This is a genomic window from Sediminicola arcticus, from assembly GCF_040566695.1.
In the GTDB taxonomy this organism is placed as follows: domain Bacteria; phylum Bacteroidota; class Bacteroidia; order Flavobacteriales; family Flavobacteriaceae; genus Sediminicola; species Sediminicola arcticus.
In genome coordinates this window covers 21,097-46,883 of record NZ_JBEXAE010000003.1, presented here as the reverse complement: position 1 = coordinate 46,883, position 25,787 = coordinate 21,097, and the positions used below count along the sequence as shown (strand labels likewise).

Annotated in this window: 30 protein-coding genes; 11 read left to right on the top strand and 19 right to left on the bottom strand. The window is 36.7% G+C overall.

Annotated elements, in window-relative coordinates; translation table 11 throughout:
• Positions 1-12 precede the first annotated feature (12 nt).
• The 4 genes from ABXZ36_RS06865 to ABXZ36_RS06850 are packed head-to-tail and all read left to right on the top strand — an operon-like array spanning position 13 to position 3,644.
• Positions 13-852 carry an ion transporter gene (locus ABXZ36_RS06865; RefSeq protein ID WP_354614768.1) on the top strand — a complete coding sequence of 280 codons (840 nt, stop codon included), beginning with the start codon at positions 13-15 and terminating at the stop codon, positions 850-852.
• Positions 852-1,757, top strand: coding sequence for a tRNA (adenosine(37)-N6)-dimethylallyltransferase MiaA (miaA, locus tag ABXZ36_RS06860; protein WP_354614767.1), 906 nt, complete (start codon positions 852-854; stop codon positions 1,755-1,757). Before ABXZ36_RS06865 ends, miaA begins: the two co-directional genes overlap by 1 nt.
• A 9-nt stretch (positions 1,758-1,766) precedes the next feature.
• A complete protein-coding gene (locus ABXZ36_RS06855; protein WP_354614766.1) occupies positions 1,767-2,267 on the top strand; it encodes a gluconokinase in 501 nt (166 codons plus the stop codon).
• Positions 2,268-2,306: 39 nt separating this feature from the next.
• Positions 2,307-3,644, top strand: a complete 1,338-nt coding sequence (locus ABXZ36_RS06850; protein WP_354614765.1) for a GntP family permease — start codon at positions 2,307-2,309, stop codon at positions 3,642-3,644.
• A 56-nt stretch (positions 3,645-3,700) separates the two neighbouring features.
• On the opposite strand, the gene ABXZ36_RS06845 is transcribed toward ABXZ36_RS06850, so the two are convergent.
• The 13 genes from ABXZ36_RS06845 to ABXZ36_RS06785 all read right to left on the bottom strand — a co-directional run bounded on the left by ABXZ36_RS06845 (position 3,701) and on the right by ABXZ36_RS06785 (position 16,110).
• Entirely contained in the window at positions 3,701-4,411 is a 711-nt protein-coding gene (locus ABXZ36_RS06845) for a response regulator transcription factor (RefSeq protein ID WP_354614764.1), read from the bottom strand.
• Positions 4,412-4,420: 9 nt separating this feature from the next.
• A complete protein-coding gene (locus ABXZ36_RS06840; RefSeq protein ID WP_354614763.1) occupies positions 4,421-6,001 on the bottom strand; it encodes a sensor histidine kinase in 1,581 nt (526 codons plus the stop codon).
• Between the two features lie 85 nt (positions 6,002-6,086).
• Positions 6,087-6,668, bottom strand: coding sequence for a dephospho-CoA kinase (coaE, locus tag ABXZ36_RS06835; RefSeq protein WP_354614762.1), 582 nt, complete (start codon positions 6,666-6,668; stop codon positions 6,087-6,089).
• Positions 6,665-7,624: a CdaR family protein gene (locus ABXZ36_RS06830; protein WP_354614761.1), complete on the bottom strand. Its 960-nt coding sequence runs from the start codon at positions 7,622-7,624 to the stop codon at positions 6,665-6,667. The genes coaE and ABXZ36_RS06830 overlap by 4 nt, the downstream gene beginning before the upstream one ends.
• 3 nt (positions 7,625-7,627) lie before the next feature.
• Positions 7,628-8,635, bottom strand: coding sequence for a glycosyltransferase family 2 protein (locus ABXZ36_RS06825; protein WP_354614760.1), 1,008 nt, complete (start codon positions 8,633-8,635; stop codon positions 7,628-7,630).
• A gap of 68 nt (positions 8,636-8,703) precedes the next feature.
• Positions 8,704-9,516 carry an enoyl-ACP reductase FabI gene (locus ABXZ36_RS06820; RefSeq protein WP_354614759.1) on the bottom strand — a complete coding sequence of 271 codons (813 nt, stop codon included), beginning with the start codon at positions 9,514-9,516 and terminating at the stop codon, positions 8,704-8,706.
• 52 nt (positions 9,517-9,568) lie between these two features.
• Entirely contained in the window at positions 9,569-11,221 is a 1,653-nt protein-coding gene (gene recN / locus ABXZ36_RS06815; RefSeq protein ID WP_354614758.1) for a DNA repair protein RecN, read from the bottom strand.
• A gap of 57 nt (positions 11,222-11,278) precedes the next feature.
• The gene (gene porD / locus ABXZ36_RS06810) at positions 11,279-12,169 is read right to left on the bottom strand and encodes a type IX secretion system protein PorD (protein WP_354614757.1); all 891 of its coding nucleotides are present in this window, start codon (positions 12,167-12,169) and stop codon (positions 11,279-11,281) included.
• The gene (gene coaBC, locus ABXZ36_RS06805) at positions 12,162-13,367 is read right to left on the bottom strand and encodes a bifunctional phosphopantothenoylcysteine decarboxylase/phosphopantothenate--cysteine ligase CoaBC (protein ID WP_354614756.1); all 1,206 of its coding nucleotides are present in this window, start codon (positions 13,365-13,367) and stop codon (positions 12,162-12,164) included. Before coaBC ends, porD begins: the two co-directional genes overlap by 8 nt.
• Before the next feature lie 3 nt (positions 13,368-13,370).
• Positions 13,371-13,703 carry a DNA-directed RNA polymerase subunit omega gene (locus ABXZ36_RS06800; RefSeq protein WP_354614755.1) on the bottom strand — a complete coding sequence of 111 codons (333 nt, stop codon included), beginning with the start codon at positions 13,701-13,703 and terminating at the stop codon, positions 13,371-13,373.
• Between the two features lie 13 nt (positions 13,704-13,716).
• Positions 13,717-14,526, bottom strand: coding sequence for an outer membrane protein assembly factor BamD (locus ABXZ36_RS06795; RefSeq protein WP_354614754.1), 810 nt, complete (start codon positions 14,524-14,526; stop codon positions 13,717-13,719).
• A gap of 157 nt (positions 14,527-14,683) precedes the next feature.
• Positions 14,684-15,574 carry a 4-hydroxy-tetrahydrodipicolinate synthase gene (gene dapA / locus ABXZ36_RS06790; protein ID WP_354615218.1) on the bottom strand — a complete coding sequence of 297 codons (891 nt, stop codon included), beginning with the start codon at positions 15,572-15,574 and terminating at the stop codon, positions 14,684-14,686.
• On the bottom strand, positions 15,574-16,110 hold the full coding sequence (locus ABXZ36_RS06785; protein ID WP_354614753.1) for a DUF6913 domain-containing protein: 537 nt from the start codon (positions 16,108-16,110) through the stop codon (positions 15,574-15,576). The genes dapA and ABXZ36_RS06785 overlap by 1 nt, the downstream gene beginning before the upstream one ends.
• Before the next feature lie 117 nt (positions 16,111-16,227).
• On the opposite strand from ABXZ36_RS06785, the gene ABXZ36_RS06780 reads away from it, so the two are divergent.
• The 3 genes from ABXZ36_RS06780 to ABXZ36_RS06770 all read left to right on the top strand — a co-directional run bounded on the left by ABXZ36_RS06780 (position 16,228) and on the right by ABXZ36_RS06770 (position 18,240).
• Positions 16,228-16,941 carry a 5'-nucleotidase C-terminal domain-containing protein gene (locus ABXZ36_RS06780; protein WP_354614752.1) on the top strand — a complete coding sequence of 238 codons (714 nt, stop codon included), beginning with the start codon at positions 16,228-16,230 and terminating at the stop codon, positions 16,939-16,941.
• Position 16,942: 1 nt separating this feature from the next.
• Complete coding sequence (locus ABXZ36_RS06775; RefSeq protein ID WP_354614751.1) at positions 16,943-17,854, top strand: metallophosphatase; 912 nt, start codon at positions 16,943-16,945, stop codon at positions 17,852-17,854.
• Positions 17,855-18,120: 266 nt separating this feature from the next.
• Positions 18,121-18,240: a GyrI-like domain-containing protein gene (locus tag ABXZ36_RS06770; RefSeq protein WP_354614750.1), complete on the top strand. Its 120-nt coding sequence runs from the start codon at positions 18,121-18,123 to the stop codon at positions 18,238-18,240.
• A gap of 111 nt (positions 18,241-18,351) precedes the next feature.
• On the opposite strand, the gene ABXZ36_RS06765 is transcribed toward ABXZ36_RS06770, so the two are convergent.
• The 5 genes from ABXZ36_RS06765 to ABXZ36_RS06745 all read right to left on the bottom strand — a co-directional run bounded on the left by ABXZ36_RS06765 (position 18,352) and on the right by ABXZ36_RS06745 (position 22,076).
• Positions 18,352-18,477 (bottom strand): hypothetical protein, encoded by a 126-nt coding sequence (locus ABXZ36_RS06765; RefSeq protein ID WP_354614749.1) that lies wholly within the window; start codon positions 18,475-18,477, stop codon positions 18,352-18,354.
• A gap of 12 nt (positions 18,478-18,489) precedes the next feature.
• On the bottom strand, positions 18,490-18,654 hold the full coding sequence (locus ABXZ36_RS06760; RefSeq protein ID WP_354614748.1) for a hypothetical protein: 165 nt from the start codon (positions 18,652-18,654) through the stop codon (positions 18,490-18,492).
• A gap of 11 nt (positions 18,655-18,665) precedes the next feature.
• On the bottom strand, positions 18,666-20,663 hold the full coding sequence (ligA, locus tag ABXZ36_RS06755) for an NAD-dependent DNA ligase LigA (RefSeq protein ID WP_354614747.1): 1,998 nt from the start codon (positions 20,661-20,663) through the stop codon (positions 18,666-18,668).
• A 72-nt stretch (positions 20,664-20,735) separates the two neighbouring features.
• The gene (prmC, locus tag ABXZ36_RS06750; protein WP_354614746.1) at positions 20,736-21,584 is read right to left on the bottom strand and encodes a peptide chain release factor N(5)-glutamine methyltransferase; all 849 of its coding nucleotides are present in this window, start codon (positions 21,582-21,584) and stop codon (positions 20,736-20,738) included.
• A 6-nt stretch (positions 21,585-21,590) separates the two neighbouring features.
• Positions 21,591-22,076, bottom strand: coding sequence for a GNAT family N-acetyltransferase (locus ABXZ36_RS06745; RefSeq protein ID WP_354614745.1), 486 nt, complete (start codon positions 22,074-22,076; stop codon positions 21,591-21,593).
• Between the two features lie 40 nt (positions 22,077-22,116).
• On the opposite strand from ABXZ36_RS06745, the gene ribD reads away from it, so the two are divergent.
• The 4 genes from ribD to ABXZ36_RS06725 are packed head-to-tail and all read left to right on the top strand — an operon-like array spanning position 22,117 to position 25,249.
• The gene (gene ribD, locus ABXZ36_RS06740; protein WP_354614744.1) at positions 22,117-23,169 is read left to right on the top strand and encodes a bifunctional diaminohydroxyphosphoribosylaminopyrimidine deaminase/5-amino-6-(5-phosphoribosylamino)uracil reductase RibD; all 1,053 of its coding nucleotides are present in this window, start codon (positions 22,117-22,119) and stop codon (positions 23,167-23,169) included.
• Positions 23,162-23,764 (top strand): HAD-IA family hydrolase, encoded by a 603-nt coding sequence (locus ABXZ36_RS06735; protein WP_354614743.1) that lies wholly within the window; start codon positions 23,162-23,164, stop codon positions 23,762-23,764. Before ribD ends, ABXZ36_RS06735 begins: the two co-directional genes overlap by 8 nt.
• Before the next feature lies 1 nt (position 23,765).
• On the top strand, positions 23,766-24,629 hold the full coding sequence (locus tag ABXZ36_RS06730; RefSeq protein WP_354614742.1) for an EamA family transporter: 864 nt from the start codon (positions 23,766-23,768) through the stop codon (positions 24,627-24,629).
• Positions 24,629-25,249 (top strand): IMPACT family protein, encoded by a 621-nt coding sequence (locus tag ABXZ36_RS06725; protein WP_354614741.1) that lies wholly within the window; start codon positions 24,629-24,631, stop codon positions 25,247-25,249. Before ABXZ36_RS06730 ends, ABXZ36_RS06725 begins: the two co-directional genes overlap by 1 nt.
• A gap of 6 nt (positions 25,250-25,255) precedes the next feature.
• Here ABXZ36_RS06725 and ABXZ36_RS06720 read toward each other — a convergent pair whose 3' ends face one another.
• Entirely contained in the window at positions 25,256-25,654 is a 399-nt protein-coding gene (locus tag ABXZ36_RS06720; RefSeq protein WP_354614740.1) for an acyl-CoA thioesterase, read from the bottom strand.
• Positions 25,655-25,787: the final 133 nt, after the last annotated feature.

Genomic DNA, 25,787 nt, shown 5'->3' with positions numbered 1-25,787 from the left:
AAAAGCAATCTTTTGAGTAACCAACCCATCCTTTCCAAAAACTGGAAGAAAAAGATACACGAAGTAATTTACGGGACTCATACTCCGGCAGGTAAACTGTTCGATATCATCTTATTGATTGTTATCGTTTACAGTATTGTAATAGTAATGTTAGAAAGTGTCCCCTGGGTAGATAAAAACTATCATACCTTTTTAAATATATCTGAATGGACGATCACCATTCTTTTTACATTAGAATACATTTTAAGGGTAATTAGTATACGAAAACCAAAAACCTATATTTTTAGTTTTTTCGGTGCCGTTGATCTATTATCCACACTACCAAAATATCTATCCCTATTGTTCATTGGATCCCAATACCTTACTGCATTTAGGATCTTGCGGCTCTTAAGGATTTTCAGAATCCTTAAACTCGCCCGTTTCGTAGGAGCATCCAATAATCTAGCCAGAGCATTGAATGCTAGTAAGACTAAAATATTAGTTTTTGTATTTTTCATTATTATAGTTTCTATATTGTTGGGTACGGTCATGTACATTATAGAAGGACCCGAACATGGCTTTAATAGCATCCCACATAGTGTATACTGGACCATTGTAACTTTGACAACTGTTGGTTACGGAGATATTTCACCTGAAACCCCTTTAGGACAGTTACTTGCCAGCCTTATTATGATCATTGGGTATGGTATAATAGCCGTCCCCACAGGTATCGTATCTGCCGAATATACTAGTGAAATGAACAAAAAAGATACAACTGATAGAGGTCGGTCCTGTTCCACTTGTAGCACTGAGGTGTTGAGAAACGATGCTAAATTCTGTAGAATTTGCGGCAGCAAATTAAACGATGCTTAATGGACGACAAATGGCTTATATCCATAGTAGGGCCAACTGGAATAGGCAAAACAGCATTGGCCATTCAACTAGCCCAACAATTTAAAACAGAAATTATCTCTGCAGATTCCAGACAGTTTTTTAAGGAAATGTCAATAGGCACAGCTGTCCCTTCAAAAGTGGAACTAGAAACGATAAAGCACCATTTCATTCAAAACATTAGCATACATGATGAATATTCGGTGGGAGATTTTGAAAGAGATGCTATTGCCTTACTACATACATTATTTAAAGAAAAGGATATTGTGATTATGGTTGGTGGTAGTGGACTTTACATAGATGCAATTACAAAAGGACTAGACAAGTTTCCAGAAATTAACCCAAGCATAAGGACACACTTAAACAAGGTTATACAAGATCAAGGTATTTCCGTTTTACAAGAACAACTTGCTGATTTGGACCCTGTTTACTTCAATAAAGTGGATACGGAAAATCCGCACCGACTAATACGAGCACTTGAAATATGCCTAGGAACCGGAAAACCCTTTACTTCTTTTTTAAACCAGAGCAAGGAACAGAGGAATTTTAAGACCATCAGTATAGGTATAGCTGCAGAACGTACTATCATTTATGATCGTATCAACCAACGGGTGGATAAAATGATAGACGCTGGTTTGGTTGATGAAGTTATATCCCTTGAATCCTACAAATCTTTAAACGCTCTTCAAACAGTAGGCTATAGAGAACTTTTTAAATATTTAGAAGGAGATTGGACCCTGGATTTTGCCATTTCAGAAATAAAAAAGAATTCTAGAAGATTCGCGAAAAGACAACTAACATGGTTTAAAAAAAATGAACAAACCATTTGGGTAGATTACCAAGCCGTTATCCAAACGGTAGTAGAAAAAGTCAAACAAAAAATCTAAACATAAATCGTGACACAAGTTTATAATCATATTCTTTTTGTAATGGGGGTTTCAGGTTCAGGTAAATCCACTATAGGGAAACTATTGGCAGAAGCCCTAGATTATCCTTTTTTTGATGGCGATGACTTTCATCCGGATGTCAATATTGAAAAAATGTCCGCTGGTAAACCTTTAAATGATGAAGATCGTTATGACTGGTTAGTAGCCTTAAATATACTGGCAAAAAATAATCTAGTCAAAGGAGCCGTTATTGCATGTTCGGCCTTAAAGGAGAGTTATAGAGATCTGCTCCAAGCAGGAATTAGCAAAGGCGTTTATTACATCTATTTGAAAGGTTCCTTTCAAGAAGTCCTTGAAAGACTGCAGCAAAGAAAGGGTCACTATATGCCCCTAGAACTATTACAGTCCCAATTTGATGTCTTATCACCACCAAAAAATGCTATTGTGGTAAAAATTAACCAGCAACCTGAAAAAATGGTCCATACGATACTAACCGCACTTGACACGTAGATGCAAAACTAGATTTCAAATAGAAAAACCCACTAAAAAATGGTAGAAACCCAATTGATATTATCAGTTATCCTAGGTATAGCAGTACTCTTATTTTTAATTTTAAAATTAAAAATTAATGCTTTTATTGCCTTGCTAATTGGTAGTGTACTGGTGGGTATTTCAGCTGGTTTGGATGCCGAGCAAATTATTAAAACTGTTCAGGAAGGAATGGGAAACACCTTAGGGTTTGTCGCAACAGTAGTGGGACTTGGCGCGATGTTTGGTGCAATTTTGGAATATTCAGGAGGTGCTAAGACCATTGCCAACTTTATGATTTCCAAATTTGGTGTTAAAAAAGCACCATTGGCTATGGTCATTTCTGGTTTTGTTATAGCGATTCCCGTATTCTTTGATGTGGCCTTCATTATTTTAGTGCCCATGATTTACGCATTACAAAGAAAAACAGGCAAATCCTTGTTATTATATGCTATTCCACTGCTTGCAGGTTTAGCCATTACCCATGCCTTTATACCTCCTACCCCAGGGCCTATTGCTGTGGCGAATATCATTGGGGCAGAATTAGGTTGGGTAATTTTAATTGGATTCATTGTGGGCATCCCTACAGCGCTTGCAAGCGGACTACTATATGGAAAGTATATCGCAAAAAAGATTCATGTAGAGGCCCCTAAAGAAATTGAAAAAGGAGAACAAACAGGTCTACCCAATATTGGAATTACCTTAGGAATCATTAGTGTTCCTATTTTTTTAATCTTATTGAATACCGTTTTGAACAGTGATTTAGTTGCACTTGAAAACAAGACGATAAAAAATGGTATCACGTTATTGGGTCATCCTTTTACTGCCCTTATTATAGCAAATATACTTGCATGGTATTTCTTCGGGATAAAAAGAGGTTATAGCAAGGATAAATTATTTAAGATTACGACTAAGTCACTAGAACCTGCAGGTACTATAATCCTTTTAACAGGGGCCGGAGGTGTCTTCAAACAAGTCCTTACAAATACAGGGGCAGGGGAATTATTAGCGACATCTTTAAGTGAGGCTGGTATACCCTTATTGACTTTTGCCTTTATGAGTGCGGCCATTGTAAGAATTCTACAAGGGTCGTCTACAGTAGCTATGATAACTGCCGCTGGACTAGTTTCACCTTTAATGATTAATACTGCCCTGAGTGGTCCTCAATTAGGCTGCATGGTCATCGCTATAGCATCTGGAGCAAGTATTTTCTCCCATGTTAATGATAGTGGATTTTGGTTGGTAGGTCAATATTTGGGCATCACTGAAAAAGAAACATTTAGATCTTGGACCGTTATGACCACCATTCTTGCTTTTACAGGATTCATAAGCGTTGCTATAATCAGCCAATTCCTGTAAAAGAAAAAACCGCCCAAAATTCTGAACGGTTTTTTAAATATATGTAATATTAGGATCTATTCTTCAGTCTTTATTACTAACCTGAAACCTTCACCGTGAATGTTCAATATTTCAACATTCTCATCTTTCTTAAGATATTTTCTCAGTTTTGCAATATATACGTCCATACTTCTGGATGTAAAATAGTTATCATCCCTCCAGATTTTAGTGAGTGCCAATTCTCTTGGCATTAGATCGTTTTCATGTAAGGCCAACAAACGCAACAATTCATTTTCTTTTGGTGAAAGCTTTGTAGCTTCTTCCTCCTTATATTTTAGAAACCTGAGTTTAGAGTTTAATTGGAACCCACCTATGGTAAATTCAAATTTCTTACTGTCCGCAAGTCCATTGGATGCTTTTCTTTGCAAAATGGCCTTAAGTTTCATAAGCAATACTTCAGAATCGAAGGGTTTGTTAAGATAATCATCGGCGCCTGCCTTGTACCCTTTAAGAACATCTTCTTTCATGGTTTTTGCAGTAAGGAAAACAATGGGCACATGCTCGTTCTTTTCCCTAATTTCTTTCGCTAAGGTAAACCCATCTTTATAAGGCATCATGACATCCAGAATACAAACATCAAAATTATCCTTTTTAAATTTTTCAAAACCTTCCATTCCATTTTTTGCCAAGACAACATCGAAGTCGTTCATGGTTAAATAATCTTTAAGTACAATCCCAAAATTTGGATCATCCTCAACCAAAAGTATTTTCTTATTTACTGTCTCCATATCTATTTTTTAAATTAAAGGTAGTTTTATATAGAAAGTGCTTCCTTTACCTCTTTCACTTTCTGCATATACCTCACCTTGATGATCTTCAACTATTCTTTTAACATAGGCTAACCCAAGACCGTGGCCTTTTACGTTGTGTATATCGCCCGTATGTTCCCTATAAAATTTTTCAAATACCTTTTTTAGCACCACTTTGCTCATTCCTGAACCTTGGTCCTGAATCTTTATCACTATATAATTCTTTGCCAATTCCGTAAACACATCAATTTTTGGTGCATCTGGTGAATATTTAATGGCATTATCCAAAATATTTACAATAACATTGGTAAAGTGCATGTCATTTGCCAAGATATCAGACCTTTCCGCATTCAAATGGGTTTTTATATAACCACCCCTATCACCTACGATCAGCTCTACATGGGTAATTGCATCCTCGATAATTTCATGGGCATCGTTTCTGTCCTTGCTAATATCCAACTGATTTTTTTCCAGTTTTGAAATTCTTAGTACATTCTCTACCTGGGCATGCATCCTTTTATTCTCATCCCTTATCATCTGAAGATAGCGCAAAACCTTTTCCTTATCATCTATTATTTTGGGATTTTTGATAGCCTCAACGGCCAAATTAATAGTAGCAATAGGGGTCTTGAACTCATGCGTCATATTATTAATAAAATCTGTCTTGATCTCAGAGATCTGTTTTTGTTTTATTAATTGATATATAGCACTTGAATATGCCACTACTATAACCAAGGTAAACACTAAGGATAAGATCGCCATTCCAAGAATTGAACTGATCAAGAACTTTTTCTTTTTAGGAAATGAAATCAAAAGTGAAAAATCTGTCGCGCCTTCACTATCACCAAATATGGGTGCCTCATACAAGGTGCTCCCTACAAACTTGAATTTCCTTGACCTAACTTTAGTTGGAAGCCCTTTACTGTACACACCATATTCATAATCTATGTCTATTCCTCGGTTGTGAAGCTCCCTCTCTAAAATCAATTCTATTTCTTGTTTGGACACCCTTTTATGTATGGGAACAGTTTTAGCATATTCCCTAAAAACATCATCAAATTGGGCCTTCTCAATTGAGGAAAGACCTCCAATTTTCTCCAAAGTTTGAACAGGGCTTAATTTAAATCCTTTACCATCTAGACCATAATCTTCCCTGAATATTGTTTTTGTGCGTTTACTCGTGAAATTTTTTAGAGTTGTACTATCTGTACCTATGTCATTGTCAAAGAACGTTGATGCAACATTATAATCCTCTTCTAAAATTCCATGAGAGTAAAAGAGTACTTCATTGGAATTTACATCCCTATCTACAAAAAAGAAATTCCTAAAATGTGAATCCTTGGGCTTACCTAGACTGTCTTTAAGGTTCACATACCGGTCCGAGTAGTCCTTTACCTCCCTATCCTCTATCTTCTCTGTCGCTTTGGTTAAAACCTCAGAAACCGCATTTGAAAACTGCTCCTCTTTATCATCTACTGATTTCTTTATCCAATATCCTTGAACAAAAATAATGCCCACAAGGGAAAGACTCATCAGGATAACAAGCAGTACGAATAACTTCTTGTTCATTGGCGTAAAATTAGAAATTTAACATTTAGTGGATTGTACGTTTAACCTAACCTTAACAAAAATGTTAAAATTTATTCCATAAGCCCTATCCCTTAAGAAATATTTGGTGAATCTCTTGTACTTTTCCCTTAGTTTCCTCCAGGTCGATATTTTTGATAGTATACGTGGCAAGTGCCATCTTATCAGCTTCATCCCATTGGTTGTCCATTCTGGACAATACTTGTTTTTCAGAAACGTTATCCCTCGCCAACACCCGTTTTAGTCTAGTTTCTTTAGGGGCTGTTACCAAAACAATAGCGTCATATCTATCTTGAATACCATTTTCAAAAATAATAGCAGCTTCCTGTATGACATATGGATAATCTTGTTTTTTGACCCAAGACTCAAAATGTTCTCTAACTGCTGGATGAACAATGGCATTTAAATGATTTAATAGCCCTTTGTCCAAAAAAACTTTTTTAGATATTAAATCTCTGTTCAAAACACCTTCAACATATGCATTATTTCCAAAAAGTTCAACAATGGCTTTTTTTATTTGATTGGAATTGGTCATAAGCAGTTTAGCCTCGGCATCTGAATTATATACAGGGACTCCCAATGTTGCAAACATTTCTGCAACAGTCGATTTTCCACTGCCAATTCCCCCCGTCAATCCAATTAATTTCATTGCTTATTTAAAATATATTCTACTTCCTTTTCTAAAAGCTTACAGTCAAAAAGTCCTTCTGGCTTGTTTTTCAAGTTCAAAGTAATCATTGTAGATCTTGTCTCTTTTACCGTATTAAAATCAGCTACTACCCTGAAATCAGCTACTTTTATTTTTTTTAAACTTTCAACTTTTCCCTTACAAAGAACAGAAATCTTATTGGGAAATGTTTTGATCTCCATATCCCCATCAAGGTTTATCACTTCTACTGGTACTTCTATTATCTTTTCTGAAAATCGAGCTACTTTACCGGTAATCTTAACCTTTGAAGAAGAATACTTAGTATTTACTAATTTATTTGATTTTACAATCGATAATTTCTTAGAAAAATCATCTGTGACCTCTTTTAAAATTGCATTTCTTGTGTGCACATTTCTAATAGTATCTATTTCATATTTAGGTCCTGAAAGTGTTACTTCTGTAGGTTCCATTTTTAGAGAACCATCTACCATATAATTTTGCGCATAATCTATTTTCAATCTGGAGACTACAGGCACCGTCTTTGAATATAGACGATAAAGAGCGAAGTACAAGGTATCCCGATTATCAACATCTATCAAGGAAATAGATGATGGTAATTGGCCTTCTATTTGCTTAACACAAGCTTCTTGTGGTAAGTAAAATTTTGCCCCCCTTTTTTTAATATAAGACAAATCCAACTGAACCACCTTTGGAGTGAATTTAAAGCGTAAGAACTGGAAACCACTACATTTCAGTTTTACTTCGAGCTGATCTTTGGAGGAACCTTTAAAAAGTAAACTGTCTGGAACATTTATGTATTCCAATTTAAACGATGATGTGCTCGTGTACTGTTCCGTTAAGTTACTTACAAACCAAGCCAATCCAGAACACAATAAGAAGAGTGAAAAGATTTTTATCTTTCGTTTTTGTAGTCCGTTATTCGTTTTTTTTATCACCCTTTAATTTATTTTAAAAAATAGATTTGGAAAAATTTCTTGAGGTTTCTTTTGGGATGCATTTAATTTTAATGTGGCCTCTAGGAAACCCTTTCCGTATCCATAAAATTGAATGGACACTGCCACCAAAGAAAGTATAGCTATTTCTATGTCTTTATTTTTCAATAAGGAATCAATAAAAAGAACACAAAAATAAAGGATATAAACAAAAAGCATTATTGAACTTCCCATTATAGCAAACACTACAGACACTAATAGTCCCAAACAAAAAAGCGTAGGAAACCAATAGGTTATTTTGGCTGTACCTAGATGCCATTTATTCAATATTGGCCTTACCATCCCAAATTTATTAACTTGGATGTAGAATTTATGCCAATCTATGCGCCTTTTATGAAATACATAGGCTTCAGGGATAAGCTTAGTATTGAAACCCTGTTCCCATAGACGTATGATAAGATCTGGATCTTCTCCTGGGTGTATGTTCCCATAACCGCCCGTGGCATCAAAAGCTTTTTTGGAAATACCCATATTAAAACTTCTTGGCTGAAATTTATCAATAGCCTTTTTAGAACCCCTAATCCCGCCTGTTGTTAATACAGAGGTCATAGCGTAGTTAATGGCCTTCTGCACTTTCGAGAATGATTCATGAGCGGCATCAGGACCGCCATAACAGTCTACATATTCAGCCATTAAAGAGGTATGGACCATGTCCAAATATTCTGGTGTCAGAATACAATCTGAATCTAAAACTATAAAATAATTTCCTTTGGCTCTCCGCATTCCATAATTCCTAGAATCTCCAGGACCGGTATTTGCCTTTTGAAGATACGTTATAGGAAGTTGGGACTCAAATGAAATTATCACCTCTTCTGAACTAATAGTAGAGCCATCCTCTACAATTACAATCTCGTAAGGGCCACTATACGTTTGTAACAGTATACTTTCTAACAGCTCCCTAATTTCATTTGGTCTGTTATAAACGGGAACGATAAAGGAAAAGAACAAATCCATATCTTTATTTTATAAACATAAAAAGCCATCCTTTTAAACGGGATGGCCTTATATATATGTATGCAATATTACTTAGTAAATTCCTCAATAACTTCTTGACTTACACCTGTATTTGAAAAGCCACCATCATGAAATAAATTTTGCATGGTCACTTTCTTGGTCAAATCAGAAAATAAAGAGACGGTGTAATCTGCACAGTCTTGAGCAGTTGCATTCCCTAACGGTGACATTTTTTCAGCATAGTTGATAAAACCATCGAACCCTTTAACGCCTTGTCCTGCTGTTGTAGGTGTTGGTGATTGCGAAATGGTATTTACCCTTACTTTCTTTTCTTTTCCAAAGAAATAACCAAAACTACGTGCCACTGACTCCAAATAAGCCTTATTGTCTGCCATATCATTATAATCTGGGAAGGTTCTTTGAGCTGCCATATAGGTCAAAGCTACAATACTACCCCACTCGTTCATAGCATCGGCCTTATACAAGGTTTGCATTACTTTATGAAAGGATAGCGCTGAAACGTCCCAACCTTTTGCTGTAAAATCATATTTTTCATCTGTATAAGCCCGTCCCTTTCTAACATTGACAGACATTCCGATGGAATGCAAAACGAAATCAATTTTTCCTCCAAGAATTTCAACAGATTTTTCAACTAAATTCTGTAAATCCTCTTCACTAGTAGCATCTGCAGGAACAATTTCAGAACCGGTTTTTTTGGCAAGTTCGTTGATTTGTCCCATTCTCATCGCAATGGGTGCATTGGTTAAAACGAACGTACCACCTTCAGCGTGAACTCTCTCAGCTGTTTTCCAAGCTATTGAATTTTCATCCAAAGCTCCAAAAATAATTCCTTTTTTACCTTTTAATAAGTTATATGACATGTGTAAACAGTTTTCTTAGGTTGTTATTTGTTTCAAAGATATTTAAAATAAGTTAATTCAATAGCTCTCTTGCATGTGCAATCGCAGAATCGGACATAGCTTTTCCTCCAAGCATCTCTGCTAATTCCGCTACCCGCTCCTCTTGGTCTAATTTTTTCATATTAGTATGGGTTTCCAAATTATCTTCTTCTTTGTACACCTTAAAATGATGATCGCCTTTGGAAGCCACCTGGGGTAAATGTGTAATGGAAAAGATTTGCATCCCTTGGCTCATTTCTTTCATTATGTCTCCCATTCTTGAAGAAATTTCACCGGAAACCCCTGTGTCAATTTCATCGAACATCATGGTAGGCAATTGCTCGTATTTTGCTAATATAGATTTAATTGTCAGCATAATCCGTGACAACTCCCCTCCTGATGCCACTTTTTTCAAAGGACCAAAATCTGTTCCTTTATTTGCCGAAAAGAGAAATACTAACGTATCCTTCCCTTTTTTTCCAAAGGTTGTGGCGGGATGTATCTCTATTTTAAAGGTTGCGCTAGGCATTCCCAAAGAAACCAGCATTTCCTCCAACTGCTTTTTAAGTAAAGGCACAACCTTTTCCCTACGCTTTCTGAGGGTTACGGCTATAGCTTCTAGTTCCTTATCCTGATTAGATAATTGGGCTTGTTTTGATTTAATGGCAGCTCCAACATTTTCGGTTGCGTCCACCTTTTGAGCCAAATCCTCTTTTATCTCTATCAAATCAGATATATCTTGGGCACTATGTTTTTTCAATAGATCGTACAATAATTGAAGCTTTCCATTGATCTCTTCCAATAATTGGGGATTAGCCTCAACATTGTCAAAAAAGTTCTGCAGTTCCGCAGAGATGTCGTCCATTTCTATAAAAACCGACTGAATACGTTCATTAGTAGCTATAAACTGTGTGCCGAAGCCAGATAACTTATTGGATATCTGCTTTAATTCTGTAAGAATGGTAACTATTCCTATCTGTTCGTCATTTAGTAATTGGTTCCCTTTTGATAAATATTCCGTTATGGTCTCAACATTGCTCAATTGTTCATACTGTTCTTCCAATTCTTCTTGGATGCCAATCTTGAGTGTAGCCGATTCTAATTCCTTTAAAAGAAAGCTATTGTATTCATGCTCCTTGGTGCTATTTTCCTGAAAATCGAGTAACTTTTTTAATTCCTTTACAGTTTCTAGATAGTGAGAACGCTTTATTCCAAAGTCAGTCAAAATATTGCCATTATCCGCAAGTGCATCAATAACCTTCAATTGAAAATCATCCTCGGTCATCTGCATCGTTTGGTGCTGAGAATGTACGTCTATCAAACAATCGCCCAAGTAGGACAAGATATCCAAGGTTACTGGGGTATCATTGACAAAGGCTCTAGATTTTCCACTAGGTAATATTTCCCTTCTCAAGATAGTTTTAGAATCGTAATCTAGTTCCTTTTCTTTAAAAAATGGCGCTAGATGGTATTTTCCTATTTCAAATTCTGCCTCTACTATACATTTGGAATCCTTATTCTTTAAGGAGGACAGATCTGCTCTTTTGCCCAAAACTAAAGACAGGCCACCTAATAAGATCGACTTACCTGCGCCTGTTTCTCCGGTAATGATAGTTAAGCCATTGGTAAACGAAACGTTTAAATGGTCTATTAATGCGTAATTTTTAATTGAGATGTTTGTAAGCAAGATTGAATCGATTATTGCCGTAAAGATAATTGATATTCCACTGGAAAAAAATGGAGGTCAATATTTTATTTCATTCCATGTATTGGAATAAAAAGGAGCAATCCTCGCTAGGGTCTCTCTGAGCTGAACAATATCCATTTTTGGACCATCAGAAAAGATATCCCTAATCTCTTCAGATTTGGCATCAAAAAATGTTTGGATTAAAAAAGCATTTGGACGTCGCTTCACCATGGTCTCCATTAAACGCATAGTTCCTGCAATAACTTGTTTCCCAGTACTGTTATTATCTGCCAAGATATCAAGTCCTTTCCTATGATAATTATACATTGCTATACGATATTCCCTAAACGTATTGGATAATAGGTTATCTACCAATTCAAAGCGAGTTCTATCGCTAGAAGATTGACTCCAACCCGTAAAACTACTTCCTTGGGCTTGTGTAACTATATTTTGGGCCTTCCTATAAAATTCATTTCCTCCCTCTAAAGCAAACGTATCGGCATCCAGACCTAGCATTACATATACATAATAAGCCACTACGCCCACCAAATTGGAATCAAATACATTTTCATTGTATACCAAAGGCTGAAATTCTATATATTCAAAATTGAATTGGTTGTCCTTGTAATTAAATACTGGACTTTCATAGGATGTATTAAATACAGGTCTTGAAGATTGCAGCTGTATACTCGCCTTAAACCTGTTGGATTCGAACTCGGAAACGGTAATAAAAATCCTTGTATTTACTCGCTCTCGTTCCTTATAAACCTTATTGGTCCATTTGCTTTTATTGACAAAATCGTTCAAAGAACGCTCCAAAGTTTTAAATATCTGTTGATTAGTTTGACCTACTTGATCTGAATTTATGGTAACCGTACAATTAATTTCTTGGGCATACAAAGAAATGGAACATAGTGTACAACAAATAGCAAGCAAGAGCCTATACATGGAGTCTATTAATTATTTCATTCATTATGTCCAAAGCTACCTCGGCCTTGGTCTTTAACCCAAACGTTTTAATACCTAAATTCTTATCTATAAATGAAATTTTATTGGTGGTTTTTCCAAAACCGGCACCAGTATCGTTCAAAGAGTTCAATACGATGGCATCCAAGTGCTTTTTAGTCAATTTACCCTTTGCATTTTGGAGCTCATTTTCTGTTTCAAGGGCAAAGCCAACCAGATATTGATTTTTCTTTTGCTCCCCCAGAGACAACAAAATATCTCTGTTTTTGACCAGTTCCAAGGTAAGACTGTCCTCTTTTTTCTTAATCTTTTGAGCTACGGCCTTTTTGGGCCTATAATCAGAAACCGCCGCGGCACAAATAACAATATCCATTAGCCCATAATGGGCATGTACCGCATCATACATTTGATCAGCAGTAACAACTCGGACAAGGCTGATTTTGTCGTTTTGGACATTTAACGCTGACGGTCCAGAAATTAAAATAACCTCAGCACCTTTGAGGGCAGCGGCATTGGCCAATTCAAATCCCATCAATCCTGAAGAGTGGTTGCCTATAAACCTAACAGGATCTATTGCCTCATAGGTTGGGCCAGCGGTGATCAAAACTTTTTTTCCTTTCAATGGCAAACCACTAGCTATATATTCTTTCAAAAAAGCAAGAATATCTTCCGGTTCTGCCATACGGCCTTCACCATGCAGTCCACTAGCCAACTCACCAGCGGTAGCCGGAATCATGATATTGCCATAGGTTTGCAACTTCTCAAAAGAAGCTACAGATGAAGGGTGTTTGTACATGTCCAAATCCATCGCAGGAGCAAACAAAACTGGACATTTTGCCGATAAATATGTGGCTAGAAGCAAGTTGTCACATGTACCGTTTGCCATTTTCGACAAGGTATTAGCAGTGGCAGGGGCAACAAGCATCAAATCTGCCCAGAGACCTAGCTCTACGTGATTGTTCCAAGCGATGCCTCCTCCGTCATCCTGAACAAAAGAGGACAGCACAGGATTCTTAGATAAAGTAGCAAGTGTTAATGGAGAAACAAAAGAGCTAGCGCTATCCGTTAAAATGACTTTAACGTTGGCGCCAGCTTTTATTAATAAACGAACAAGAAATGTTGTCTTATACGCGGCTATACCTCCGGTGATTCCTAGAAGGATATTTTTACCGCCTAACATGACTTAAACGTCCTTTTCTGTGTTCCTGTAGTAAATTTTATCTTCCAACCATTCCACAACCGCTAAAGCATGAGGCTTTGGAAGTTTCTCGTAGAATTTGGATACTTCTATTTGCTCCTTATTTTCAAAAACTTCATCCAAGCTATCGCTGTAAGTAGCAAACTCTTCTAATTTTTCCAACAACTCCTTTTTAATTTCAGAGTTGATCTGAATCGCTCTTTTGGAAACGATGGAAATAGCTTCATAAATATTGCCTGTGTTAGCGTCAAACTCATTTTTATTAATGGTAACCGTAGAAACGGGAGCCTTAGAGTTTTTCAAATCGTTCATGTTCATGGTGAAAGTATTTTTATTTGGAAAAATTTTCTAATTCTTTATTTATTGTTCGCAACATATCATCCGCCTTCTTCAGGTACTTTGACTCAGGATAATACTTCTTTAAATTATTGTAGGCAACTTTGGCTTCTTGTAATCTATCTGACTTTTTCGAATCAAAACTGTTCATCGCAAAATTGGTAGAAGCATTTAATTTGTAAAATAAAGCATCTTCCCTGTAAATGGAACCAGGAAAATCTGACAAAAAGTTTTCAGCACCACTAATTGCAGGTGTCAGAAAACTAAAATCAAAAGCACTTATCTTATTATATTGGGCCACAATTTCTATAGCTTTCTTTTCTTTTTTAGTGGTCAGTTCCTTAGCCATAATATTGGCTCTCTCAAAAAATGTTGATTCTGGATAGGTATTGATGAAATTTTGAAGTTTAACCAATGCTTTATCCGTATCCGTTTGATCCAATGAATATTTAGGAGAAAGTTCGTAATAACTTTGTGCTCCAAGAAAGGCCGCCTCTTGTAATTTTTCGCTTTTAGGATACGATTTAATAAATCGCTCAAACTGATACCCTGCTAAATTAAAATCACCAATTTTAAAATAAGAATCTGCAAAAAAGAACATAACCCGTTCTCCCTGAGGTTTTCCAACATATTTTGGTGCAATCTGTTCCAGTAATCTGTTTGCTTTGTTATACTCTCCTTCATTGTATAACTTTTCGGCCAGTTCGTATTTTGCCGAAGTGTCCTCATTCTTAAGCACCTTCTGGTACTCACTACAAGAGCTAAATAAAATTATAAATCCTAAAAGGAATAAAAACTGCTTCATTTTTAAAAACATTCTGCAAAATTAACGATTCTAAACGGATATAAAAAACATTTTTTCACAGGCTAAAATAGTTCTAAGACCTACTTTATTGCATTATTTAGCGAAGTTTTAACGTTGCAAAGATTACTCAGGGGAATTACTAGATACCAAAGAGCTATTACACATTAACTTTTAAAAAAGACTTTAAGAATGTGTCAATTTTTCCTTTGAGTTCAGAAGTAGCTTCTATTAAGGGCAAACGCACTACGGCAGTAGAAAGTTTTAAGGATTCAAAGATGGCTTTAATCCCTGCTGGATTACCCTCCATAAAGATAAGCGACATAGCATCCATCATTTCGTAATGAAGGCTATAAGCTTCTTTTACCCGGCCATCCATTCCAAGTCTTATCATTTTAGAATATTCAGCAGGTATCCCTTGGCCCAATACAGATATTACACCAGCCCCACCCGAAAGCACTGATGGTAAGGCTGTTATATCATCACCAGAAATAACCTGAAACCCTTTTGGACTTTCTTTTATGATCTGCATAATCTGGGAAATATCTCCACAAGCTTCCTTAATGGCCACGATATTTTCAAATTCATGGGCCAACCTCAAGGTTGTTGCCGGCAACATATTACTACCCGTTCTCCCAGGAACATTATACAATATAATGGGCTTAGGTGAGGCTTGGGATAGTGCTTTAAAATGTTCGTATATTCCTTCTTGTGTGGGTTTATTATAATATGGTGAAACAGATAGAATAGCTTCAAAATCACTTAAATCTGATTGTTGAAGTTCTTCTACCAATGCAACGGTATTATTCCCACCAACACCGAGGACCAATGGTAACCTTCCTGCATTTGCAGAAACAATCGTATGGATCACAAGTTGCTTTTCAGATTTACTCAAGGTAACTGATTCTCCTGTTGTACCCAGTACCACTAAATAATCAATACCACCAGCAATACAAAATTTAACTATTCTTTCCAATGCTTCCGTATCCACAGAAAAATCTTTTCTAAACGGGGTGACCAATGCTACTCCCGTTCCCTGCAACTGTTCCATCATTTAATTTCGTTAAGAATAAATAAATACTTCTTGAGTTCTTTTTTAAAAATAGTAAAGTCCTTTATGGAAGTATTCAATATTAAATCATTTAAATCTTTATCAACTTCTCCAAAACCAACATTCAATCTCGCCTTGGTATGTAATGTCATTAATTGTAACAATAATTTATCTTCAGTATAATAATTAATTAGCAAATCAAATTCCTTACTCAAAAACTCCTGTGCATATCCATTTTGGATCTCGCCGCCCCATCCCAAATCCCTATCTGAAAACATAGGTGTGGCGTATGGAGAATTTTTATTGTATTCTTCCTTGTAACCAATTACTTGAATTGCGTTAGGTTGTAGGGATAGTTCATTTATTAAATCATTAAATACTTTTACATTATCAAACTGATCCAAATTAACAATACAACCAATAGTTCTAACTCCTTTTTTTCTATCTATCCGCTGCCTTGTCTTGCCTAATTCCCTTTTGAGAAATTTTTGTCCAGACTTATGTTTAAATTTATTAATTATAGCCCCTAAAAACATGTATTTTTACATTTGTACAAATGTAAATAATATCCAAATAAAACTCATACGAAGATACGTAGTATAATGAATTTAAAAATACAACATTTTGTTATAATTATAACAATTGGGGTCTTCATGTCCTGCCAACAGCACCCGCCTACTCTATTTAAGATTGAGAGTAAGCAAATTCCCATCACTAACCGTATTAAAGCCGTAGATTCTATTGATCAGTTTGTAAAGCCTTATAGAAATCGTATAGACGAAGTGTTAGACAGTACCCTTGCATATGCAACAGCCACCTTTAGTTCAAAAGATGGTCCCCTAAATACGAGTGCCGGCAATTTCATGGCAGACATCGTAATTTCTGAAGCTGGGCCCATCTTTAAAAAAAGAACCAACAACGAAATAGATTTTGCAATTTTAAACCGGGGGGGTATCCGAGCGGAGGTTTCCAAAGGGAATGTAACTGCAAGGAACATGTACCAGGTAATGCCTTTTGAAAACACAATTGTTGTTGTTCAACTTTCCGCCAAATCTGTAAGGGAACTTATTGCTTTTTTAATACAAGCGCATCAGCCTCATCCAATGTCTGGGATTCAGATTAAGCTAGATAGCAAAGGAAGTTTATATTCGGTTAATATAAAAGGCAAACCCTTTGATGAAGACCGTTCTTACTTCATTGCCACATCCAATTATTTAGCCAATGGGGGTGATAATATGAATTTTTTCAAAAATAATATTGGCATTACAGAAACGGATTACTTATTGAGAAATGCTATGATAGATTACATAAGTAAAATGGACACTATCATCCCCTTGGTAGATGACAGATTTGTTCAAGCAAAGTAATATGGAAAGAAGAAAATTTTTGACCCGTACCGCTGCTACCTCTGCTTTTGTTGGCTTAGGAGGTTTAAGCTTAACATCCTGTGAAAGCCTAGCCTTAAAACATATCACCATCTTACACACAAACGATGTGCACAGTCATATTGACCCGTTTCCAACAAATCATTCTGAATATCCGAACCTCGGAGGGCTAGCACGACGGGCCACATTGGTAGAACAGATAAGAAATGAGAATCCCAATACACTTCTACTAGACGCAGGGGATATATTCCAAGGCACCCCCTATTTTAATTTTTATGGTGGTGAGTTAGAATTTAAATTAATGAGCATGCTCAAATACGATGCTGCCACCATTGGTAACCACGATTTTGATAATGGTATTGAAGGGTTATACGCACAACTTCCCAATGCCAAATTCCAGTTCCTCTCTGCTAATTATGATTTTACAAATACCATAATGGATGGCCAAGTAAAACCCTATACAACGTACTTATTGAATGGTGTAAAGGTTGGCGTTTTCGGATTGGGAATCGCTTTGGAAGGTCTGGTCACGAAAAGACTTTATAAAGAAACTGTTTATTTGGAGCCTATAGAAATAGCCCAGAGCATAAGTAATACCTTAAAAAAGGAAGAACAATGCGATCTGGTCATCTGTCTATCACACCTAGGGTATTCCTATAACGACCTAGAGCGTCCAGATGATCTAAAACTGGCCGCGGGTACTGAAAATATAGAATTGATCATTGGTGGGCACACCCATACCTTTTTGGAAAAACCTACCATTGCCAAGAATAGAAAGGGAAAGCAGGTTTTGGTAAATCAAGTAGGGTGTTATGGTCTCAACTTAGGCAGGATTGATTTTTATTTCGATTCTGAGAAAAACTTAACTGTCAATGGAGTATCAATTAAGGTTTAGATAACAATGGAAGTCAGAATTGTTAATGAAACACCCAAAACACTTATTTGCAATAGGTTAACTATGTCCCTTTCGAAGGATAGGACTGTTGAGCTATGGCAAAACTTTATGCCATTTAGAAAGGCAATAAATTGCAAAACAACCACAGACTTGATTTCTTTACAGAATTATAGGGCCCCTTTTCTTTATCAAGAATTTAAGGCAAACACTTTATTTGAAAAGTGGGCCGATTTTGAAGTATTAAAAGTCATCGACATCCCAAAAATATGGAAATATATCATCTGTCTGCAGGGTTATATGCCGTTTTTATTCATAAAGGAAGTGCTTCTACTTTTCACAGTACCTTGGCGCATATTTATAATGATTGGTTGCCAAACTCATCTTAATATACTTGATAATAGACCCCATTTTGAGGTTTTGGGAGAAAGGTATAAAACAATGATCCATTTTCCGAGGAAGAAGTGTGGATACCCATCTAGGATAAATAAGGTGTATTTTTATGTACCTAAAAAATGCGCAACCAATTCTTTTTGCTCTTCGTCCAAGGATACTTCAGGATATAACTTATTTGCTGCTATATACCAATACTCAGCATTGAACCTGTACCCTTCTTTCCTGTGCAAGTAGCCATGAATCTAACTTCCATCCTGGGAAGATATCTCTTGGGCAATAGTATGGGATGCTTCCCAATTTCCTTTTACGTCCCACCACATCGACTTTAATCCTGCAGGCCAATCATGACAAGGTTCGCTTGCTTTTAATGAGAAGTAAAAAACATCTAAATTTTCAGGTATTGGCATAGGTACTTCTTTTATAACAGCATTTCCAAGAAATCATCTTCAGAAATAATTGGAATATTTAAGCCTTCCGCCTTAATTCGTTTACTAGGGCCTATTTTATCCCCTGCTACCAAATAAGAGGTTTTAGAGGAAATGGAGGATCCTAATTTACCACCATTGTCCTCAATTAGTTTTTTAAGCTCGTCCCTGCTGACCTTCTCAAAGACCCCAGATACAACAAAGGTAAATCCCTTCAGCCGCTCTGTCTGATTTTTCAATTTATCGGCCGAAAGTTCAAACTGCACTCCATAGTCCTTTAGCCTTTCTATAATTTCGAAATTCTTTTCATTTTGAAAAAACTCTATAACACTGACAGCTATGACCTGCCCTATTTCATCAACCGCCACCAATTCATCATACGAAGCAGACATAAGGCCATCTATATTTTTATAAGCTTTGGCCAATTTCTTGGCCACCGTTTCCCCAACGAATCTTATCCCCAAAGCAAAGAGCACACGTTCAAAGGGTATTTCTATAGATTTGGTAACCCCTTTTACCAGATTCTCGGCAGACTTCTCTGCCATTCGCTCCAAGGGCATAATCTGTTCCTTGGTCAGGACATACAGATCTGCATAATTTTCAATCAACCCTTCCTTAAATAACAGTTCCACTGTCTCACCACCTAGCCCCTCTATATCCATGGCCTTACGTGAAATATAATGCTGGATACGCCCAGTTATTTGTGGAGGACAACCGTAATAGTTAGTGCAATAGTGCTTGGCATCCCCTTCGGAACGTTCCAATATGGTATGGCATTCTGGACAATGGTCAATATAGACCGTGGGTTCGGAATCCGATGGTCTTTTCTTAAAATCGACCCCAACGATCTTTGGAATAATTTCACCGCCTTTTTCTACAAAAACAGTATCCCCCTTTCGGATATCCAACTTGGCTATCTGATCAGCATTGTGTAAAGAGGCTCTTTTTACGGTTGTTCCTGCAAGTAATACTGGGCTTAAATTAGCTACCGGAGTAATGGCCCCTGTTCTACCTACTTGATATGTTATCTCATTCAATAGAGTAGAAGCCTGTTCCGCCTTAAACTTATAGGCCATGGCCCATCTTGGTGACTTGGCCGTATAGCCCAGCTCTTCTTGGTATTGAAGACTATTCACTTTTACCACCACCCCATCGGTTTCATAAGGTAGTTCGTGACGATGAACATCCCAATAATCCACAAAAGCCATTACTTCGCTGGTAGACTTGCAAACCTTTGCAACGGTTGGTACTTTAAAGCCCCAAGACCTAGTTTTCTCTAACACCTCAAATTGTGTAGAATCCTTTAGATCTGAACCAATAATACTATACAACAAACACTCCAATGGCCTTTGCGCAACAAGAGCACTATCCTGTAATTTTAGACTTCCAGAGGCCGTATTCCTAGGATTCATATATGGTTCTTCCCCATTTTCTATCCGCTCTTGGTTCATTTTGGCAAAGCCCTCAAATGGCAATACGATTTCTCCACGGATATCAAACTTTTCAGGATAATCCCCTTTTAAACGCAGAGGAACAGATTTTATAGTTTTTATGTTGGTGGTAACATCATCTCCTTGAAAGCCATCCCCTCTGGTAACCGCGCGAACCAATTGTCCCTTTTCATAAGTCAGGCTAATAGAGGCGCCATCATATTTTAACTCACAGGTAAATTCCACAGGGACGTCGCCTAAATTTTTCTGTATACGCTTCTCCCAATCTTCCAAATCTTCCATGGAATAGGAATTTTCCAAAGAATACATGCGATGCTCATGGGCCACTGTTTCAAAATACTTGGTAATACCTCCTCCTACACGCAAGGTTGGTGACGTTGGATCGTGAAACTCTGGATGCTGAACCTCCAATTCCCGCAACTCCTTCAACATAATATCGAACTCGTAATCGGAAATTGTTGGATTGTCCAACACGTAATAGTTATGGTTGTATTCCCTCAATTGTAATCGTAGGGCCTCAATTTTATCTTTAATACTCATTCTACTATTTATTTTTACACCCTTCCATTCTTATCATATGTCCTTATCTTTGGGTCTTGGGTTGTAATGCGATCAGAGAAGTTTTCCTTTTAGCATTCTATCATTTCCAAACATATCCTTACGTAGCTGCAGGTCAGAAAATCCAATCTTTTTGATAAGTTGGATGGTTTCATTTCCTAGGTACTGATTGATCTCAAAGTAAAGATTGCCGCCTTCATTTAAATGTATAACAGCAAATTCTGAAATTTTCTTATAAAATAAAAGAGGATTTTCATTGGAAACAAATAGGGCATGCGCTGGTTCGTGATCAGTAACATTAGCGTTCATCACTTTTTTCTCAAGCTCTCGTACATAAGGCGGATTGGAAACTATAACATCAAACCGAATCTCTAACTTCTCGAGTTGAAGGATGTCTGCTTTTATAAATTCTACAGATACCTGATTTTTGATAGCATTTTCTTTCGCAACAGCAATAGATGCGGCAGAAATATCCAAGGCGAACACTTTTGCATTTGGTAAATTTTTTGCCAGGGCAATGGCAATACATCCACTTCCTGTGCCTATATCCAAGATCTTCAATTCACCTTGCTTCTTCTCCTGCTCTAAAATCCAACGAACCAATTCTTCAGTCTCTGGTCTTGGAATTAAAACATTCTCATCAACCTTAAACTCCATATCCATGAAATGAGCAACTCCAAGAATATATTGTATGGGTTTTTGCAATTTCAACTGGCTCAATCCATCAAACAAGGGTTGTTCCTCTTCCTTAGACACTATAGTATTTGGTTCCAGGGCCAACACAAATCGTTGTAAGCTTAAATAATGCTCAATCATAAGGTAAAAGAAACTATCCACTTCTCCCTTTGGATAAACACCATCGAGTTCTGCATGGAAAATGTGCTTTATCTCTTTTAATAGCATCTTCTTCTATAGTTCTAACAACATCCAAACTGGACAAGAATAATGCCCCGTATCACCCATTGGTGCGTCTATATATTGAAAACCAGTTTTTTTATAGAGCTTTTGTGCATCCTCCATAAACGGCATAGTTTCCAGATAACATTTCTCAAAACCAAATTCACGTGCCTGGATAAGACAGGTATTCATCATTTGGGCTCCCAACGCTCTTCCCCTAGCCTCTTCTGTAAAATACATCTTCTGCAATTCACAAACATTACCATCATAATTCTCCAACTGGGCAACTCCAGCACAACCTATGATCTTGTTATTTTCTTCAACCACAAAATAACTTGCTTTGGGAACATTATAATTCTCATACATGTGGTCTAAAGCTTTATCCGCATATGCCGTACCTACCTTAGGCACTCCCAAATCTATCAATACCTGTCTGATAACAGATGCAACTTGCTTATTGTCTTGGGGTTGGATTTCCCTAATTATCGCTGTACTCATTTTTCTAAAGGGGTAACTTTTAAAATTCTATTTTTGTGGGGTGAAGATACATGAAAAATATATTTTGCGATGTATCCAAGTGGCTAAAAATGGACTTGGATCTACCTTTCCCAATCCTATGGTGGGCAGTGTTATAGTCTATGAAAACGAGGTTATTGGAGAAGGCTTTACAAGCCCTTATGGTGGTCCACATGCCGAAGTAAATGCCATTAACTCGGTTAATAACAAAACATTACTATCAAAAGCCACGCTTTATGTTACCCTAGAACCTTGCTCTCACTATGGAAAAACGCCCCCTTGTGCTGATCTTATTATTGAACATAAAATACCCAAAGTGGTCATTGGCCTGTTAGACCCACATGAGAAGGTGGCAGGCAATGGTATCAAAAAATTGAAAGATGCAGGATGCGAGGTACTATTCTCTATTCTAGAAAAGGAATGTAAAGAACACCATAAGCGCTTTTTGACCTTCCAAGAACAAAAAAGACCCTTTATCATCTTAAAATGGGCTGAAACTCAAGATGGTTTTATAGCCCCAGAGGAATCCTTACGAGATGCAGACCCTACTCCGTATTGGATCACGAATATACATTCTAGGCAGTTGGTTCATAAGTGGCGAAGCGAAGAACAGGCTATTTTAGTGGGAACAAATACCATCCTTAAAGACAACCCCAAATTAAATGTAAGGTTATGGACTGGGAAATCACCCACGAAGGTTATAATTGATAGAAATCTAAAGGTGGGCCTCGATTTCCATGTGATGGACGGAAGCGTAAAAACCATCGTTATTACGCAGATAGAACATAGTAAAAAATATGTACCTGGAGTAAATTATGAAGTGATCGATTTTTCTAAAAATGTAGCACTGCAAATTTGTGAGGTGCTATACAAGCATAACATATTGAGCGTCATTGTCGAAGGAGGTTCCAAAACAATCCAAATATTCCTTGATGCCAACCTTTGGGATGAGGCAAGGATTTTTAAGGGGACTACCCATTTCACCAAAGGCCTGAAGGCACCCATTTTAAATAAAACTCCTGTTGATAAACGAACAATTACGAAAGACACCTTAACCTTCTTCAGCAATGTTTAAAAATATTATTTTTGATTTTGGCGATATTTTTATCAATCTGGACAAGCAAGCGCCACTAATTGCGATGGAAAAATGGGGGTTAAAAGATGTTCAACCTTCATTTACCAATTTACTATTTTCTTATGAAAAAGGGCTCCTGGACTCCGAAACCTTTCTTTCTAAAATGAGCAAGTACTTCCCAACAGCAACTATCCAACAAATCAAAACGGGATGGAATTCCATCATCTTAGACTTTCCAGAATATAGGCTGGAGTTTATAGAAAAAATGGCTGAAGAAAAGGAATATAACTTAATCCTTTTGAGTAATACCAATGCCCTTCATATAGAAAAGGTGATTGAAAATATGGGAGAAGCTCGTTTTGAAAGATTCAAGAAATGTTTCGACCAATTCTACCTATCCCACGAAATTAATCTAAGAAAACCGGATACCGAAATCTATCAATTTGTATTAGACTCCACTAATTTGAAAGCATCGGAAACCTTTTTTGTAGATGACACTCAGGAAAATACGTTAGCTTCGGAAAAATCAGGTATCACAAGTTGGAATTTACAGGTAGGAAAAGAGGATATTGTTGAATTAATATCAAAAATGTAGTATGCTAGATCTTGCGTTGTGCGTCCTTTTTTCAAGTTCACTCTTTGTCATATTTAAGTTATTCTCAAAGTACAAAATACAAACCATATACGCCATTATTACTAATTATGGGGTGGCTTGTTTGTTTTCAACGCTATTTTATGAAGATAATATCGCAATGACCGATATACCGAAGAAACCTTGGTTTTTGGGTACTTTGGCCCTTGGCGTTTTATTTATCATTGTGTTTAACGTTATGGCTAAAACATCCCAAAAGATTGGCGTTTCCGTTGCTTCTGTAGCAGCCAAAATGTCTTTGGTTATCCCTGTTCTTGTTGGTGTTCTTCTTTATAAAGAAGTTTTAGGTCCTATTAAAATTCTAGGGATCATATTGGCATTGGCCGCTGTATATTTTGCATCTATAAAAAACAGGACGATCACTGTGAAGTTAGATACACTTGTTTTGCCTCTCCTTGTTTTTATGGGCTCTGGATTGGTAGATACCTCTATCAAATATTTACAAGTTACCTATATGGAGAAAGGTGATTTTCCTATGTTTTCCACAACAGTATTTGGTGCTGCAGGAATTACCGGGTTGATTTTTATATTAATAAAATCCTATCAAGTACCCTTAAAGATTAATCTAAGAAATGTTATTGCCGGCCTGGTATTGGGTATTTTTAATTATTTTAGTATCTATTTCTTATTAAGGGCATTGCAGAATGACTTTATCAACAGCTCCTCTATTTTTACTATTAACAATGTTGCCATAGTACTCCTCTCAACAATTTTCGGGATTTTGTTTTTCAAGGAAACGTTGAGTAAAAAGAACTGGTTTGGCATAGGATTAGCAGTCATAAGTATTATTTTAGTTGCCACTACGTAATGGAAGAAAGTAATCAAGATACATATAAGACCATATTAAGGCCTTCGGAGGAAATCTTTTTTAAGGAAAAGAAAAGTAAGTTCTTCGGTTATGCATACCCCATTTCCGACGAAGATGAGGCAAAACCTTTGATAGAGGCACTTCGAAAGAAACACCACACTGCCAATCATGTCTGTTATGCTTGGCAATTAGGTGTTGAGGAACCTCACTACAGGGCAAATGATGATGGAGAGCCCAACAATTCGGCTGGAATGCCCATTTATGGCCAAATTCAATCTTTCGGGGTCACTAACATACTAGTGGCTGTTACAAGAATTTTTGGAGGCACCAAACTTGGAGTAGGTGGATTAATCTCTGCCTACAAAACAGGGGCTAAAATGGCACTAGAAGCCTCACAGATTGTAGAAAATACATTACAACAACGCTTTGTCCTCAAATTCGATTATGAACAAATGGATCAGGTAATGCGCACCCTAAAACAGCAACAAATAGAAATACTTTCCCAAACCATGGAACTGTCCTGTACCTTTATAATATCAGTTAGAAAACAGGAAGCTGAACAAACCTTAGAGTTATTTACTGCCATGCACCCTCCAATTGGTGTCAAAAAAAAGGAGTAACAGGCATCAAATTTTTATCTTTTCCAAGATAGCTTCAGGACATTTCATTGGTCTTTTTGTAACCTTATTGATAAATGCCAAAACAGTATGTGCCTCAACCAAAATTTCATCCGCTTCATTATAAATTTTGTAATCAAATTCTATCTTCACTGAAGGTCTCTTTTTCAGAATGGTAACTACTGTTATAAGGTCATCATAAACCGCTGATTTTTTAAAATTTAACTGTAGCGAAATTACTGGCAACATTACTCCGTCTTCTTCCATCTTTTTGTAAGAAAATCCGAGCGACCTTAACCACTCAACCCTTCCCATCTCGAGATATTGCGCATAATTTCCGTGATAGACCACTCCCATTTGATCTGTTTCACCATATCTTACTCGAAAAGAAATTTGATTTATATTCATATATTTTGATGTAATAACGATATATTTATTTGATTATAAAATTTCCATTAGCAACATGCGAAAAAAAAAGGTAGTAATCAATACTATTTGATTTTTTTTTTAGGATTTTTGTTCACATATTTGTGAAGCTCAA